Origin of the sequence: Bradyrhizobium stylosanthis, assembly GCF_001641335.1 — a bacterium.
Classification (GTDB): domain Bacteria; phylum Pseudomonadota; class Alphaproteobacteria; order Rhizobiales; family Xanthobacteraceae; genus Bradyrhizobium; species Bradyrhizobium stylosanthis.
Genome location: NZ_LVEM01000003.1, coordinates 1 through 16177, shown reverse-complemented (window position 1 = coordinate 16177; position 16177 = coordinate 1). Strand labels below are relative to the sequence as shown.

Genomic DNA, 16177 nt, shown 5'->3' with positions numbered 1-16177 from the left:
TCAACCGGTCGAGACGGGCGCCCGCGCGTCTCAGGCCGATCGAAGCAGCTTGGGGCTGACGAACAGCACCAGCTTGCCGCGGCGGTAGGCCACGTCGCCCCAATCCTTGACGTCAAAGTCGAAGATCGCAAGCCCCGCGGTGGGCAGGTTGTCGGAAAGCGCCTTGGCGCCGGCCGGATCGCCGCCGCCCATCAGCATCAGGGCAGCCTCGTGCATGCCGGGATTGTGGGCGACCAGCAGCAACTGCTTCGGGTTCGCCGGGGCGGTTGCAGTGCGAATGGAGTCGAGGATCTGCGCGGGATCGGCGCCGTAGAGTTCCGGCAGCACCTCGACCTGCGGCGCTGCGACACGGTCCTTCATCGCCTGCCAGGCGATGTCCCAGGTCTGCCGTGCCCGGACGGCATGCGACACCAGCACGGCATCGGGGAAGGGCGGGTGACTGGCGATCCAGTCGCCCATCTGGGCGGCATCCTTGTGGCCGCGGTCGTCGAGGCGGCGGTCCTGGTCACGGCCGCTCGGCGCGTCAGTCTCGGTCTTGGCGTGACGCAGCAGCATCAAACGGCGCATGGCATTCTCGAATCGTTCCACGTCAGGGATAATCTACAGGCGCCCGTTGAGGACAAGGTGACAAGCGCCCGCACCGTCCTTTAACGCGCGATCAGATTAGGGCAATCCACATCGCGCTTTAAATTCCTGTTTTTTGGGCATGATCCTTGGGAAAACCGCTGCACAGTTTTCCGGATCATGCTCTAAGAAAACGACATGAGCGAGACTTTCACAAGCGTGTCCCAGGAAGAAGCCGGCTTTCGCGAGCGCGTGCGGCTGTCGTTCGATATCGACGCCGATATCTGCGTGATCGGGGCCGGGCTTGCGGGGCTCTCCATCGCGCTGGAGGCGGCCCGGCTCGGGGCCAGCGTCGCCGTGCTCGAGGGCCGCCATATCGGCTGGAACGCCTCCGGCAACCAGCTCGGCACCGTGATGCCGGGCTTTGCGCTGCCGCTCGCCGAGCTGATCGAGCGCATCGGCTTCGAGGACGCCCGCGAATTATGGGCGCTGTCGCGGGAGGGGGCCGAGTTCGTCCGCGCCAACGCCACCGAGGAGAACATGCCGGGTATCGCTCCGAGCGATGGCGTGCTGGAGGTCTCCAACGTCGATGCCGGCGACCGGCTGATCAGCCGGCTGCAGATGCTGAACGAGGATTTCGACACCGAGGTCGAGGGCTGGCAGGTCGATCGCGTCCGCGCGCTGCTCAAGACCGATCACTATTTCCACGGGGTGTATTATCCCAAAGCGTTCCAGGTCGACGGGCGCAAATACGTGCACGGCCTTGCGGCGCTGGCGCGGCGGGCAGGGGCCCGCATCTTCGAGGATACGCCGGTCGTCAGCATCGATCATTCCGGCATCCGCAAGCGCATCGTCACGCCGTCGGCGCGGCTGCGCGCAACTCATATCGTGCTGGCCGGCAACATCCATCTCGGCGCGCCGTTGCGACGGCTGTCCGAGACGCTGCTGCCGGTCTCGCGCTACGCCGGCATCACCGCGCCGCTCGGCGAGCGCGTGCACGAGATCATCGGCTTCAAGGGGGCGGTGATGGATTCCGACGGGGTCGACCATTTCCGCATCGTCGATGGCGACCGCCTGATGTGGGAAAGCCCCGAGACCACCTGGGCCGCGCGTCCGCAGCGCTTTGCAGGCAGCGTCAAGCGGCGGATCCGCAGCATCTTCCCGCAGCTCGGGAACGTCGAGATCACCGACATGTTCGGCGGCGCCACCGGCCAGACCGTGCACGGCATGCCGCAGATCGGCCAGTTGCGCAAAGGCCTGTGGGTGGCGAGCGGGTTCGGCCGCCAGGGCATGAACACCTCGGCCATGGCCGGACAGCTGATCGCGCGCAGCATCCTGTGGGGCGACGAGCGCTGGAAGCTGTTCTCGCCGTTCGAGCTGGTGTGGGCGGGCGGCGCCACGGGCCGTGTCGCCGGCCAGCTGGTCGGGATCTGGGGCAGGGCGAGTTCCGCCGCCGCGGGCTCGCTTGCCCGTTACCGCGAGCGAGCCAGGGTCAAGGACCGGGAGCGCGAGGCGCGTCTTGCCGAAGCCAACCGGGCCGCCGGCACCGGTCCGCGCCGTCCGCCGCCCGGCGTGCGACCGCGGCTGCCGTCACGGCCGGCCCAGGCGGCCCAGAGCGTCCACGGGGAGACGGAACCAGCTCCGCGGGATGATGCCGTCTCGCAATAGACCCGCGAAAAATTCCGCCCGGAAGTGTAACGTCGGCCGTTAGAGCCCGTATCTCAGGGCGTGGACTCCCCGCGCACGGAGAATGAGATGTTTGACCGCCGCATCCTGCTTACGACTGTCGCCGGCCTGTTCGGCCTTTCGGCCTTCCGCTGGCTGACGGGATCCCCGGCCGCAGCCGGCGAAAAGGCCGCGGAAAAGTTCGAGGTGACCAAGACGGAGGCCGAGTGGAGGGCCCAGCTCACGCCGCAGCAATATGAGATCCTGCGCAATCACGGCACCGAGCGGCCGGGCTCCAGCCCGCTGCTCAAGGAGCACCGCAAGGGCGTGTTCGCCTGCGCCGGCTGCGACCTGCCGCTGTTCGCGTCCGACACCAAGTTCGAGAGCGGCACGGGCTGGCCGAGCTTCTATCAGCCGATCGAGGGCAATGTCGGCAAGACCGAGGACCGCACCTACGGCATGCTCCGCACCGAGGTGCATTGCCGGCGCTGCGGCGGCCATCTCGGCCATGTCTTCGACGACGGTCCGAAGCCGACCGGGCTGCGCTACTGCATCGACGGTTTCGGGTTGGTTTTCCACCCGGCGGCGGCGTCGGCGACGTGATGGATTGAGGTTCTCAGGTGCGCAATTGCGCACCGGAGTTCGATGCCTTGCATCGCCTGGGAACGACGATGTTTCCCGGCAATTGTTGCCGGTCCCGGCAATTGTGCCCCGGTCATCGGACCGGGGCCTTTTTATTAAGTCATTGATTTCGTGAGAATACCCGCATTGGCATAGCCCTTGCGACTGTCTCTTCCGACTGCGGCCATGGTCGACCGGCCGCCGAGATCGGATCTGGAGACAAAGTTATGGGTATCTTCGATGCAATGAACACCTCGGTGGGTGGCCTGCAGGCGCAGTCCTACGCGCTGCAGAACATTTCCGGCAACATCGCGAACTCATCCACCACCGGTTACAAGGGCATCGGCACCAGCTTCGTCGATCTCATTCCCGACTCCTCGGTGCCGAGCAAGCAGGTCGCGGGCGGCGTGACCGCCAACGCCAAGGCCACCATCACCACGCAGGGCACGATCTCCGGCTCCACGGTTGCCACCAACATGGCGATCACCGGCGACGGCTTCTTCTCGATCCAGAAGGCCACCGGCGTCGTCGACAACGTCCCCGTGTTCAGCGGCGTCACCTATTACACCCGCCGCGGCGACTTCCAGCTCAATGCCAACGGCAACCTGGTCAACGGCGCCGGCTATTATCTGATGGGCACCACGGTCGACCCGAAGACCGGCAATCCGACCGGCAACGTCGCGACCGTCCTGAAATTCCAGAACAACTTCATTCCGGCCCAGGCGACGACCTCGATCCAGTACGCCGCGAACCTGCCGAGCGTCCCGAACACGGCGGCGAGCTCGACCGCCGCGACCGGCACGCTGCTCGCGGCCGGCGGCCTGAACCCGTCCGATTTCGCCGCCAACCCGCTGATCGTCGGCACGCCGCCGCCGCCCTATACGAATGCGACGGTCTCCGGCGCAGCGGCGACCGGCAATCTGCGCTCGGCCTATACCGCGACGACCGCGACCGGCACGGTGGCGCTGCTGGACAGCGCGTCGGCGGTGGCAACTGGCGCGACGTCACTCGATTCCGGCTCGGGCACGCATCTCAACACCAGTCTGCTCACCAACCTCGCCGGCAAGCAATTGACGGTCAACGGCCGGATCGTCAACTTCGACAACACCGTCTCGAACACTTCGACGGCCGCAGGCCCCCCAGTCGTCACCACGATCGGTCTGAAGTCGCCAACCACCTCGACGATGCAGGACGTCCTCAACGAGATCGCTGCAGGAGCGGGCGTTCCCGCCGCCAACGTGACGATCAACGCAAGCGGTAACATCCAGATCACATCCAGCACCACGGCCGACGTCACGATCGGCGGCACTGCGGCAGGCTTGCTCGGCGTCAGCAGCGTGACGCGCGGCGGCAACGTGCTGTCCACCCCTGCGATCACGAGTGGCACACAGCTCGGCGGCACCGCGCAGCCCGGCGGGGCGGAAGTCCTGTCGACGCCCTTCGTGGTCGGCAACACGATCCAGGTCAACGGCACGGGACCTGCCAATACGATCACCTTCGTGGCCTCCGGCGCTACCCCTCCGAACCAGATCAACATTACCGACTCCATCGCGACCCTGCTCACCCAGATCGACACGCTCAGCGGTGCGAGCGGTTCCTCGATCAGCAACGGCGTGATCACCCTGAACACCGGTATTGCCAATCCCACCCTCACGGTGACCAGCAACAACAGCAGCGCCTTCGCTGCGCTCGGCTTCACCTCGTCCGTCTCCAAGAACCGCGGCGGCGGCGGCACAGCCGGCACCGGCGGCGTGATCGGCAACGACATCGCCACGTTCACCAAGGAATCGATCAGCGGCGGTGCGGTCACCGCCTACAACGCCGCCGGTACGCCGGTGAACCTGCAGCTGCGCTGGGCCAAGACCGACAGCGCCTCGCTGGGCACCGGCCATTCCGACACCTGGAACCTGTTCTATCAGACCGATCCGAATGCGACGGGTACGACGGTCGGCTGGGTCAATACCGGGCAGGCCTTCACCTTCGCCGCCGACGGGTCGCTGACCTCGCCGAGCACGTCGGGCGTCACCATCAACAATGTCACCGTCGGCGGTCAGTCGCTCGGCTCGCTCGCTTTCAACATCTCTCAGGGCGGCCTGACGCAATATGCCAGCACCAGCGGCGCGGTGACGATCAACACCATCACCCAGAACGGCTACGCCGCCGGCCAGCTCCGCTCGGTCGCCGTCAACAACAACGGCCTCGTGGTCGGTACCTTCTCCAACGGCCAGAACCTCGACCTCGCGCAGGTCTCGCTGTCGCACTTCAACGGCACCAACTACCTCAAGGCGCTCGATGGCGGCGCCTATGCCGCGACCGAGCAGTCGGGCCCTGCGATCGACGGCGCTTCGGGCACCATCAGCGGCTCGTCGCTGGAAGGCTCGAACACCGACATCGCCGACGAGTTCACCAAGCTGATCGTGACCCAGCAGGCCTATTCGGCCAACACCAAGGTGATCACGACCGCGAATTCGATGGTGCAGGACCTTCTGAACGTGTTGCGCTGATCGGCGCGTAACGTAACCAAAGGCGGCTAGTGACATGGGTTTGAGTTCAGCCCTCGCCAGTGCGATGAGCGGCCTGCGTGCCAACCAGGCCGCGCTCTCGATCGTCTCCTCGAACGTCGCGAATGCGCAGACGCCGGGCTACGTCGTCCAGACGGCGAACCAGATCGAGGTCACCACCGGCGATTTCGGCTCGACGGCGATGACGACCGGCGTCAGCCGGGAGCTCGACACCTATGTGCTGAACCAGCTGCGCACCGAGACCGGCGGCGGCGGTTACGCCGACCAGATGGCCAACATTCTGAAGCAGCTTCAGAGTGTCTACGGCACGCCCGGCAATGACGGCACGCTCGAAAGCGCGCTGAACAAGTTCACCACGGCGCTGCAGGCGCTGTCGACGAGCTCGGGTGCCTCGTCGGCGCAGACCGTCGCGCTGGGCGCGGCACAGGCGCTGGCGCAGCAGCTCAACGTCGCCACCAAGGGCGTCCAGTCGCTGCGCTCCAACGTCGAGCAAGATCTCGGCACCTCGGCGGCAGCCGCCAACGCGGCGATGCAGAAGGTCGCCGACATCAACACCAAGCTGCAGGGTCTGTCGGCCAACGACCCCTCGGCCGCGACGCTGATGGACCAGCGCGACCAGGCCATCAACACGCTGTCGAAATATGTCGACGTCCGCGTCACCACCGACGGCTCGAACCAGGCCAACATCTACACCACGACCGGCATCCAGCTGGTCGGCGCCGGGCTCGCCTCGCAATTCTCCTTTGCCTCCGCCGGCGCGCTGTCGGCGACCTCGCTCTACAACACCGACCCGGCCAAGTCCGGCGTCGGCGCCTTCAACATCGTGCTGCCGAACGGCTCGAAGGTCGACGTCGTCGCCAACAATGTGGTCTCGTCGGGCCAGATCGCGGCCGACCTCAAGCTGCGCGACCAGACGCTGGTGCAGGCGCAGACCCAGCTCGACCAGCTCGCCGCCACGATGTCGAGCGCGCTGTCGGACAAGACCACGGCCGGCTCCACGGTCTCCGGCCCGCCGGCCGGCTTCGACCTGGACCTCGCCGGCGCGCTGCCGGGCAACACGGTCAACATCACCTATACGGATGCTGCGACCAACACCCAGCGGCAGGTCACGCTTGTCAACGTGACCGATCCAACGGCGCTGCCGCTGCAGAACGCCACCAACGCCAATCCGATGCGGGTGGGCGTGAACTTCTCCGGCGGCATGGGCGCGATCGCCTCCGCGCTCAACACCGCGCTGGCGGGCTCGCATCTGTCGTTCTCCGCCGCACCGTTGCCGGCGACGGCCACGACGCTGCGGGTGACCGACGACAATAGCGGCCTTGCCAAGGTCAATTCGGCCTCGACGTCCAAGACGATCTCGTCGCTGGCCTCGGGCAGCCCGCAACTGGCGGTGTTCACCGACGGCGGGCAGGCGCTCTATACCGGCGCGATCACGGCCTCGGGCTCGCAGATGACCGGCCTTGCCGGACGCATCGCCGTGAACACCCAGCTCGTCGCCGATCCCACGCGGCTGTCGGTCTACAACACCTCGCCGGTGACGCCCGCGGGCGACACCACGCGCTCGGACTATCTCTATTCGCAGCTCACCAATGCGGTGTTCTCCTATTCGCCGACGACCGGCCTCGGCTCGGCGAACCAGCCCTTCACCGGCAGCGTCTCGAACTATTTGCAGCAGTTCCTGAGCGTCCAGGCCAACGCCTCGACCCAGGCGACCCAGTTGCAGCAGGGCCAGAGCGTCGTGGTCTCGACGCTGCAGGCCAAGTTCGACTCGACCTCCAAGGTCAATCTGGACTCGGAGATGTCGAACCTGATCCAGCTGCAGAATGCCTACGCCGCCAACGCCCACGTCATGTCGGTGGTGCAGAGCATGATGAACACGTTGATCCAGGCTCAAGTGTAACAAGTAACAGGGCTCTGAAAGATGTCGATCAGCAGTATCAACTACTCGTCGTCGGTTCTCGGCTCGCAGATCCGCAACATCAATCAGCAGCTCACCGACCTGTCGACGCAGCTCTCGACCGGCAAGCTGTCGCAGAACTATTCCGGGATGGGCACCAACGAGGGCTTCGCGATCGCCTCGCGCGCGCAGCTCTCCAACATCTCCGCCTATACCGACACGATCACCAACGTGAACGTCAACATCAACCTCGCCAACACCGCGCTGCAGGCGCTGACGACGATCCGCAACACGGTGCAGACCGGCTCGGCCAACACCGCGCAGGATCTCAACGTCAACGGACAGACGATCGCGCAGAACACCGCCGCGGCGCAGTTCGGCTCGATGGTCGGCGTGCTCAACACCCAGTCGGGCAACCGCTATCTGTTCTCGGGAACGGCGGTCAACACGCAGTCGGTCGCTGACGCCGGCGACATCATCAACGGCACCACGACGCAGGCCGGCTTCAAGACCGTGATGGCGGAACGCCAGGCCGCCGACCTCGGGGCCAACGGCATGGGGCGGCTGGTGCAGACGCAGCCGACGCCGAGCTCGGTGCAGGTGTCGGAAGACGTCGCCGGCTCGCCGTTCGGGCTCAAGATCAAGGCGGTGTCCTCGACCCTGACCGGCGCGACCGTCACCGGCCCGAGCGGCTCGCCGGTGTCGTTCTCCGTCGATCTCAACGGCAACAACCCGAGCAACGGCGACAAGCTGAGCATCCAGTTCACGCTGCCGGACGGCACCACCGAGCAGATCGACCTGACCGCGTCCTCGGCGACGCCGACGCCGCTCGGCAGCTTCGCGATCGACGCGAGCGTGCCGGTCAATCCGAACAACACCGCGGCCAATCTCAACACGGCGCTGAACACGGCGATCAAGAAGCTCTCGAACACCTCGCTGGTGGCGGCCTCCGCCGTGACCGCCGGCGACAATTTCTTCAATACCGCGAGCTCCGCGATAGGCATGCCCAAGACCAACCAGGCCGCGCCGGCCGCGCCGATCAGCGGTGCGACGGCGCTGTCCGGTACGGGCCCGTCGGACTCGATCTCGCCGGGCTTTGCCGCCGGCGACACCATCACCGTCAACGGCACCACGCTCAGCTTCGTCGCCTCGGGCGCGACCGGCAACCAGATCAACGTCACCGACAGCATCCAGACCCTCCTGAGCAAGATCGACGCGATCACGGGGACGTCGAAGCCGTCGACCGTGCACGGCGGCGCGATCACCATCAACACCGACGATGCGGCGAGCCTGAGCATCACGAGCTCCAATCCCGCCGCGCTCGGCTCGCTCGGCTTCAGCGCGACGCCGGTGACCGCGACGCAGCCGCCGCTGCGCGTCGGCTCCTCGCCGGCGAGCTCGGCGACGACGCTGGTCAACGGCTCCGCCACCACAGTGAAATGGTACCTCGGCAATGACGGGCCAGGCTCGGCGCGCTCCACGGCGGTGGCGCGGGTCGACGATTCCGTCACGGTGCAGTACGGCGCGCAGGCCGACGAGGACGCAATCCGCCGGCAGCTGCAGGCGATCGCCGTGTTCGGGACGTTCTCGACCTCGCCGACCGGGCAGTATTCGGGCGGGCAGGTCTCGGCGCTGAGCCAGCGGGTGACGCAGGCGTTGACCTCGCAGCCCGGCCAGCAGCGCATCGAGGACATCCAGACCGACATCGCGATGGCCCAGAACACGATGAAGGATGCGAGCACACGCCAGACCCAGGCCAAGGCGCAGCTCCAGAGCATCGTCGACCAGGCGGAATCGGCCTCGCCCGACCAGGTCGCGAGCGAGATCCTGGCGCTCCAGAACGCGTTGCAGGCGTCCTACCAGGTGACCTCGAACCTGGCGCAGCTCTCGCTCGTCAAGTTCCTGTAAGGATGCGTTAAGACGCCGTTAACCATGCCTGTTTACCTCTTGGTGAGGATTGCAGCGGGGCGGAGCGGGCGATGTCTGACAGAATGCAGCTGGTGGTGGCGACGCCTTGCTTCGGCGGGCAGGTGTCGAGCATCTATGCGAGCTCGATCTTCGCGCTCCAGCGCGCCGTCCACGGCATGTCCAATCTCGAGCTCAAGGTGCTCCTGCGCGACGGCGACGCGCTGATCACGCGAGCACGGGCCAATCCGGCCGCGATGTTCCTGGACGATCCCGACGCGACGCATTTCCTGTTCATCGACGCCGATATCGGCTTCAAGCCGGAGCAGGTGTTCCGCCTGATCGAATGCGGCGCCGACGTCGTCGCGGGCTGTTATCCCATCAAGCGGGTGAACTGGGACAAGGCAAGGCGGGCGGTCCAGTCCGGCCGCACCGACGTGCCGGCGGCCTCGCTCGACTACGTGCTGGAGATCGAGGACCCCGACCGCATCGTGGTGGTCAACGGCTTTACCCGCGTGCGCTACGCCGGCACCGGCTTCCTGATGATCCGCCGCCACGTGCTGGAGGCGATGTGCCGCCATCCGGACTATGCGAACCTGCAGTTCTTCCGCGAGCACTCGCACGATACGCTGGCCGCGAGCCAGAACCGGTTCGCGCTGTTCGAATGCATGATCGACCCCGCGACCGGCACCTATCTCTCCGAGGACTTCGCCTTCTGCAAGCGCTGGACCGATATCGGCGGGGAGATTTGGGCCGACATCCAGAGCTCGCTCGACCATGTCGGTCCGTCGGTGTTCCACGGCGACATCGCCTCGCAATTCGCGCCGGCGCCCGCGGCGGCGGCCGACGCGGCGTGAGCCATCCGGGATGAGCACCGGCGCATCCCGTCTGCCAGACATCGAGCGGGCGTCCGAGGGCGGCTCGCGCTATCGCCTGCGCGATCTCTTCACGCCGCTGGACACGCTTCTGGTCTCGGGCGGCGATCCGCGCCTGACGCTCGACGCCAGGGATCGCGTCAACGCCTATGGCTGCGCGGCCTCGCCGGAGCCGGAGATCTGGAATTTCGCCTCGTCGACCGCGTCCACGATCTCGCAGTTCGCCTACGACCGCGCCGCGCTGGCACGCGAAGAGCTGATGCACAAATGCCTGTTCGACGAGGTCGAGGTCGCCTTCGACGCGCGCTGCGAGGGCATGCGCGAGGCGCTGCGCGGGCATCTGCAGCTTTCGCCGCGGGTCGACATCGTGTTCTCGCCATCGGGCACCGACTCCCAGCTTCACGCGCTGTTCCTGGCGCGCGCGGTGCTCGGCGCCCCGCCGGTGACGATCGTGGTCGGCGCCGACCAGACCGGCAGCGGCACGGCCCATACCGCGGGCGGGCGCCATTTCAGCACGCTGACGGCGAGCGGCCTTGCGGTGCGCAAGGACGGTGCCGTGGTCGGGCTTGCCGGCGACAGCATCGCGGTGCCGCTGCTCGACGCCGCGGCACCCGGCATCGCGATGCGTGCGGACGCAGATGCTGCAGTAATGCGTGCAGTCGAGGACAGCCTCGCGCAAGGCCGGTGCGTTCTCCTTCACATCATGGATTCGTCAAAACTCGGCTGGCGCGCGCCGAGTGCTGCCTGCCTCGATGAGATCGCGCGGCGCTGGCCGCGCAAGGTTCAGGTCGTCGTCGATGCCTGCCAGGCGCGGCTCGGCCGCCGCCGGCTGCGCTCCTATCTCGACCGCGGCTACATGGTGCTGACGACAGGCTCCAAATTCTTCGGCGGTCCCGCCTTCAGCGGCGCGCTGCTGGTGCCGAAGGGCCTGTCGCGGTCGATCGACCGGATCGGCGCGATCGCGCCAGGTATCTTCGACTATGCCGGCCGCTGCGACTGGCCGATGGCCTGGACGGCGCTGCGCTCGCGCTTCGAGCGCCGGCCGAATTTCGGCCAATGGCTGCGCTGGGAGGCCGCTCTTGCGGAGATCGGCAGCTACTACGCCGTGCCCGGCGCATTCCGCGCCAGGGCGCTCTCCGAGCTCGCCGCCGGCATCGACAGCATGATCGCGCTGTCGCCGTCGCTTCAAGCCGTTCCGAACCCATCGGTGTCGGCCGGCGCGGACGACGAGGAATTCGCGGCCGCCACGATCTTTCCATTCACGCTGCTCCGTGACGGGCAGCCGGTTTCGATCGCCGACACCAGCGCCGTGCATCGTGCTCTCGCGCGCGACATGAACGAGGACATCGACGGCAGCGCGGCGGACCGGCAGGTTGCCGCGCAACGCTGCCTCGTCGGTCAGTCCGTCCGGCTCGAGCGGGCGGACGGCAACCCGCAAGGCGTGCTGCGGCTGTGCGTCGGCGCGCGGCTGGTGACGGAAGCCTGGTCGGCGGACGCCACGCAATCGCAACGCAATCTGCAGCATATCCTCGATCGCATCGCCCATGTGCTGGTGAAGATCGAGCTGCTGCTCAACAGTGCCACGGCTGCGCCGCGGAAGTTTGTGCTCGAGGCCTAAGATGCTGCATTCCGATTCCGCGCCTGTCACCGCGCCAGCCTATTCCGACCGTATCGGCTTTGCGCAGTTGACGCGCCATGCCTTCGAGGGTGGCGACCTGCATCCGCTGCGCGAGCGGCTTTTGGCTCGGATCGCGGACGGGATTGCGGAGGCGGGCGAGGGCCTCGACCTGTCGCTGATCGCGCAGCTTCTCGGCGAGAAGGAGGCCGGCCTCGTGATCCAGACCGAGGTGCTCGCCTTCCATCAATTGTTTCGCACGCCGTGCGGGCTGCCGAAACCGCGCCTGCGCGTGCTCGCGCTCGCGGCCGATATCGACATGGGGGGCAACACCCCGATCGAGTTCCTGCTCGAAGGCTCCGACATCGAGCTGCTGACGCTCTATGTGATCAAGGGCGTCGGCCTGCCCGAGACATTGCCCGATCATGACGTGGCCATCGTGGTCGCCTCCGATTCCGAGGAATGCCGCGAGGCGCTGGCCGTCATCGCGCAGGCCGCGCCGCGCTGGCCGCGGCCGCTGCTCAATCGCCCCGAGCTCATCGGCAATCTCGATCGCGACAAGCTCTATCGGTTGCTCGCTGATATTCCCGGTCTCGATATTCCCGTGACCGCCAACGCGACCCGTGCGCAGTTGATGGCTCTCTCGGAGGGGCAGATCGCTTGCGCGGAGATCACAGGCGAATTGCACTTTCCAATGATCGTGCGGCCACGCGGCACGCATGCCGGCGTCGGGCTTGCGAAGATCGACGACGCGGCCGCGCTCAAAGCCTACCTTGCCGAGCGGCAGGAGCAGGACTTCTTCGTCGCCCGCTTCGTCAACTACGCGAGCCCCGACGGGCTCTTTCGCAAGATCCGGCTCACCATGGTCGACGGCAAGCCTTATGCCTGCCACATGGCGATCGCGGACCGTTGGGACATCTGGTATCTCAACGCCTACATGGCGTTCAGTGAAGAGAAGCGCGCTGAAGAAGCCATCTTCATGCAGGACTTCGATCATGACTTCGCGGCGCGTCACAAGGATCCGCTCGACGAGATGAGCAGGCGCGTCGGCCTCGACTATTTCATCGTCGACTGCGCCGAGAACCAGGATGGCGAGTTGCTGGTGTTCGAGGCCGACAACACCGCCGTCGTGCACAACATGGATCCGCCCGCCGTGTTTCCGTACAAGCCGCCGCAGATGCGCAAGATATTTGCCGCGTTCACGGCGATGCTGTCGCGGCACGCAGCGGGCGAGGGGAGCGCGGCATGAACGAGATCATCCGCAACACGCAAAGCTCGCTCGCGCAGACGTCGCTCGATCCGCAGGACTGGAGCGAATTCCGCACGCTTGCCCATCGCATGCTGGACGAGGCGATCGACGGCATTGCCAACGTGCGTGCGCGCCCGGTCTGGCAACCGATTCCCGATGAGGTCCGCGCGGCCATCAAGTCCGACGTGCCGCGCGAGGCAAGCGATCTCGCCGATGTTTATCGCGAGTTCGCCGAGCATGTCGCGCCTTACGCGACCGGCAACGTTCATCCCGGCTTCATGGGCTGGGTGCATGGCGGCGGCACCGCGGTCGGGATGCTCGCCGAGATGCTCGCCGCCGGCCTCAACGCCAATCTCGGCGGGCGCGACCACATGCCGATCGAGGTCGAGCGCCAGATTGTCGACTGGATGCGCCGCCTGTTCGCGTTCCCCGAGAGCGCGAGCGGCATCTTCGTCACGGGCACGTCGATGGCCAATCTGATGGCGGTGCTGGTGGCGCGCACATCTGCGCTCGGCATGCCGGCGCGGCAATACGGCATCGGCAATGACGGCGCGCTGCTCACGGCCTATACCTCGCAGGCCGCGCATGGCTGCGTCTCCCGGGCGATGGACATCGCGGGGCTCGGGACCGATGCGCTGCGCAAGATCGGCGTCGATGCCGATCATCGCATCGACGTCGCCGCGCTGCGCATGCAGATCGCCGTCGACCGCGAGGTCGGTTTCAAGCCATTCCTCGTCGTCGCTTCCGCCGGAACGGTCGATATCGGCGCGATCGACGATCTCAGGGCCGTCGCGGAGCTGTGCCGCGAAGAAGGAATCTGGTTCCACGTCGACGGCGCTTTTGGCGCGCTCGCGATGTTCTCTCCCGAACTTGCGCCATTGCTTGGCGGCATCGAGCTCGCCGACTCCATTGCGCTCGACTTCCACAAATGGGGACAGGTGCCCTATGACGCCGGCTTCCTGCTGGTGCGCGACGGCGAACAGCACCGGCAGGCGTTCGCGCAGCCTGCGGCCTATCTGAGCCGCGAGGCGAGGGGACTTGCGGCGGGCACGGTCTGGCCCTGCGATCTCGGTCCCGACCTGTCGCGCGGCTTCCGGGCGTTGAAGACCTGGTTCACGCTGAAGACCTACGGCACCGACCGCTTGGGCAGGGTGATCGCGCGAAGCTGCGCGCTGGCGAAATATCTGGAGACGCGCGTGCTGGCCGAGCCGCGGCTGGAATTGCTGGCGCCGGTGAATCTCAACATCGTCTGCTTCCGCTATCGCACGGGCGATGCGGTCAACCGCGAGATCGTCGCCGACATTCAGGAGTCAGGAATCGCCGCGCCCTCGGGCACGACGCTGAACGGCAGGTTCGCGATCCGCGCCGCGATCGTCAATCACCGCACCAGCGAGACCGATATCGATGCGCTGGTCGCGGCCGTGCTGGAGTTCGGCGAACGGCGGAGCGGGGGCGTGATCGACGTCGAGGCGCCGCCGCTCGTGGCGCAATAGCGCGACGCAGGATCGAAAACGACAACGGCCCCGGAGGCGATCCGGGGCCGTTGTCGTTTGCGGAGCCTGGTCGCCCGCGCGGACCGTTGTCAGGCGGCGGTGCTGACGTCGTCCTTGACCGCTTCCACCTTGGGATGAGTGGCCTCGAACTGGTTGCGCAGCTTCTCTTCATAGGCGATCAGCTTGCGGGCCTCCTTCAGCGCCCGGTAGAGGTCGCCGTTCAGGATGTTGTTGTTGATGCCTTCGATGATCGGCCAGGAGCTCGGCACCGCGGTGACGATGTCGCGCACCAGGTTGAAATAGGTGCCGTGCTGGGTCTGCGGATCCGGCGAGATGTACATGAGCTGGACCGCCAGGTAGACGAGCTTGGCGGGCGTATCGGCGGTCTCGGGCGTGAGGATGTCGCGCTCGCGCAGGATCGGCACGTTCTCACCGTCGATCAGCAGACGAGCGCGCTGGTCCGTGTTGGTGATCACGGAATTGCCGACGATGATGCGTTCGTGCGGTTTGAGCTCGACCTTGAGAGCCATTGCCTGTTCTCCATCAACGCTTTCGTAACCGAGCGTGAGTTGCGGCGGATCAGGGTGCAATACTCCCTCAACATTAGTTAACGAGTTCTAAATCGCCGGCATTCGGGCGGAAAAGATCAATCATATCAACGTCGGATTTGCCTGGCGGTGCAGCGCCGGCGGCGACTGGGCCGGCCGAATCACGCGCCGACTGCGCGAAAGCGCCGATTTCATTTCATGTTTCGTTAGAGGTCTCGGCGCCAGGGTCCGACGGTCGCCGGGTCCATCTCGATCCGAGCAGACGCGTAACAGTAGCGTCGTTTACCAGAAAGGTAACAGAGTTATGTCAGGTATCGTCCTCTCCTCGTCGGTTCGTCAGAACCTGCTCTCTCTCCAGTCCACCGCTGATCTTCTCGCCACCACGCAGAACCGTCTGTCGACCGGCAAGAGCGTCAACTCGGCCCTGGACAATCCCACCAACTTCTTCACCGCCCAGTCGCTCGACAACCGCGCCAGCGACATCAACAACCTGCTCGATGGCATCGCCAACGGCGTGCAGGTGCTGCAGGCTGCCAACACCGGCATCACCTCGCTGCAGAAGCTGATCGACTCCGCGAAGTCGATTGCCAACCAGGCGCTGCAGACCACCGTCGGCTACTCCACCAAGTCCAACGTCTCCACCACGATCTCCGGTGCGACGGCGGCGGACCTGCGCGGCACCACGAGCTTCGCCAGCGCAACCGCAAGCAGCAACGTGCTCTATAACGGCACGGCCGGCGGCACCACGGCGGCGAACGGCACCACGACGCTCGGCGCCACGATCGGTGCCTTCACGGGCACGGCGGCAACGACCGGCGCGGGCGGCACCACGCTCCTCGGCGGCACCATCACCCTGATCGCCACCAACGGCACGAGCGCCAGCGGCCTTGCCGGCGTCGCCCAGCCCTCCGACGGCGACACGCTGACCGTGAACGGCAAGACCATCACGTTCCGCGCCGGCGTCGCTCCGGCATCGACCGCGGTTCCGACCGGTTCGGGCCTGAGCGCCAACGGCCACCTCGTCACCGACGGTAGCGGCAACACCACCGTCTATCTGGGCAGCACCGGCACGGCGTCGACGCTTGCGACCGCCGACGATCTCTTGACCGCGATCGATCTGGCCAGCGGCGTGGATACGGCGTCCATCACCGCAGGTGCTGCGACGATCACCAACAGCGTCAACCAGACGCCGTCGAGCAGTGCCGGTACAGGCAAGGTGACCC

The 16177-nt window shown here is 66.4% G+C and carries 12 protein-coding genes; 10 read left to right on the top strand and 2 right to left on the bottom strand.

Annotation, left to right across the window (positions count from 1 at the left end; genetic code table 11):
* Window positions 1–30: 30 nt before the first annotated feature.
* Complete coding sequence (locus A7X65_RS19920; protein ID WP_063687871.1) at window positions 31–567, bottom strand: SixA phosphatase family protein; 537 nt, start codon at window positions 565–567, stop codon at window positions 31–33.
* A gap of 195 nt (window positions 568–762) precedes the next feature.
* Here A7X65_RS19920 and A7X65_RS19915 point away from each other — a divergent pair, with 195 nt between their 5' ends.
* The 9 genes from A7X65_RS19915 (at window position 763) to A7X65_RS19875 (ending at window position 14406) form a co-directional block, all read left to right on the top strand.
* Window positions 763–2232, top strand: coding sequence for an NAD(P)/FAD-dependent oxidoreductase (locus A7X65_RS19915; protein WP_063687869.1), 1470 nt, complete (start codon window positions 763–765; stop codon window positions 2230–2232).
* Between the two features lie 87 nt (window positions 2233–2319).
* Window positions 2320–2832 carry a peptide-methionine (R)-S-oxide reductase MsrB gene (gene msrB, locus A7X65_RS19910; RefSeq protein WP_063687867.1) on the top strand — a complete coding sequence of 171 codons (513 nt, stop codon included), beginning with the start codon at window positions 2320–2322 and terminating at the stop codon, window positions 2830–2832.
* A 245-nt stretch (window positions 2833–3077) separates the two neighbouring features.
* Entirely contained in the window at window positions 3078–5354 is a 2277-nt protein-coding gene (locus A7X65_RS19905) for a flagellar hook-basal body complex protein (RefSeq protein WP_063687865.1), read from the top strand.
* A 34-nt stretch (window positions 5355–5388) separates the two neighbouring features.
* The gene (gene flgK / locus A7X65_RS19900) at window positions 5389–7272 is read left to right on the top strand and encodes a flagellar hook-associated protein FlgK (protein ID WP_063687863.1); all 1884 of its coding nucleotides are present in this window, start codon (window positions 5389–5391) and stop codon (window positions 7270–7272) included.
* Between the two features lie 21 nt (window positions 7273–7293).
* Window positions 7294–9177, top strand: coding sequence for a flagellin family protein (locus A7X65_RS19895; protein ID WP_063687861.1), 1884 nt, complete (start codon window positions 7294–7296; stop codon window positions 9175–9177).
* 71 nt (window positions 9178–9248) lie between these two features.
* On the top strand, window positions 9249–10031 hold the full coding sequence (locus tag A7X65_RS19890; RefSeq protein WP_063687859.1) for a methylenetetrahydrofolate reductase: 783 nt from the start codon (window positions 9249–9251) through the stop codon (window positions 10029–10031).
* Window positions 10032–10041: 10 nt separating this feature from the next.
* Window positions 10042–11667 (top strand): hypothetical protein, encoded by a 1626-nt coding sequence (locus A7X65_RS19885; RefSeq protein WP_063687857.1) that lies wholly within the window; start codon window positions 10042–10044, stop codon window positions 11665–11667.
* A 1-nt stretch (window position 11668) separates the two neighbouring features.
* On the top strand, window positions 11669–12913 hold the full coding sequence (locus A7X65_RS19880) for an ATP-grasp domain-containing protein (protein WP_063687855.1): 1245 nt from the start codon (window positions 11669–11671) through the stop codon (window positions 12911–12913).
* The gene (locus tag A7X65_RS19875; protein WP_063687853.1) at window positions 12910–14406 is read left to right on the top strand and encodes a pyridoxal phosphate-dependent decarboxylase family protein; all 1497 of its coding nucleotides are present in this window, start codon (window positions 12910–12912) and stop codon (window positions 14404–14406) included. Before A7X65_RS19880 ends, A7X65_RS19875 begins: the two co-directional genes overlap by 4 nt.
* 89 nt (window positions 14407–14495) lie before the next feature.
* Here A7X65_RS19875 and flbT read toward each other — a convergent pair whose 3' ends face one another.
* Complete coding sequence (gene flbT / locus A7X65_RS19870) at window positions 14496–14936, bottom strand: flagellar biosynthesis repressor FlbT (RefSeq protein WP_063687851.1); 441 nt, start codon at window positions 14934–14936, stop codon at window positions 14496–14498.
* Between the two features lie 322 nt (window positions 14937–15258).
* Here flbT and A7X65_RS19865 point away from each other — a divergent pair.
* Window positions 15259–16177: DUF1522 domain-containing protein (locus A7X65_RS19865; protein ID WP_156527916.1), on the top strand; the 919-nt coding region annotated here is incomplete at its 3' end.

Bases quoted from the DNA above. Each gene is read 5' to 3' on its own strand.
- A7X65_RS19895 (WP_063687861.1), top strand. From the start codon at position 7,294: ATGTCGATCAGCAGTATCAACTACTCGTCGTCGGTTCTCGGCTCGCAG.
- A7X65_RS19920 (WP_063687871.1), bottom strand. From the start codon at position 567: ATGCGCCGTTTGATGCTGCTGCGTCACGCCAAGACCGAGACTGACGCG.
- A7X65_RS19885 (WP_063687857.1), top strand. From the start codon at position 10,042: ATGAGCACCGGCGCATCCCGTCTGCCAGACATCGAGCGGGCGTCCGAG.
- A7X65_RS19905 (WP_063687865.1), top strand. From the start codon at position 3,078: ATGGGTATCTTCGATGCAATGAACACCTCGGTGGGTGGCCTGCAGGCG.
- A7X65_RS19880 (WP_063687855.1), top strand. From the start codon at position 11,669: ATGCTGCATTCCGATTCCGCGCCTGTCACCGCGCCAGCCTATTCCGAC.
- flgK (WP_063687863.1), top strand. From the start codon at position 5,389: ATGGGTTTGAGTTCAGCCCTCGCCAGTGCGATGAGCGGCCTGCGTGCC.
- A7X65_RS19875 (WP_063687853.1), top strand. From the start codon at position 12,910: ATGAACGAGATCATCCGCAACACGCAAAGCTCGCTCGCGCAGACGTCG.
- flbT (WP_063687851.1), bottom strand. From the start codon at position 14,936: ATGGCTCTCAAGGTCGAGCTCAAACCGCACGAACGCATCATCGTCGGC.
- A7X65_RS19915 (WP_063687869.1), top strand. From the start codon at position 763: ATGAGCGAGACTTTCACAAGCGTGTCCCAGGAAGAAGCCGGCTTTCGC.
- msrB (WP_063687867.1), top strand. From the start codon at position 2,320: ATGTTTGACCGCCGCATCCTGCTTACGACTGTCGCCGGCCTGTTCGGC.
- A7X65_RS19890 (WP_063687859.1), top strand. From the start codon at position 9,249: ATGTCTGACAGAATGCAGCTGGTGGTGGCGACGCCTTGCTTCGGCGGG.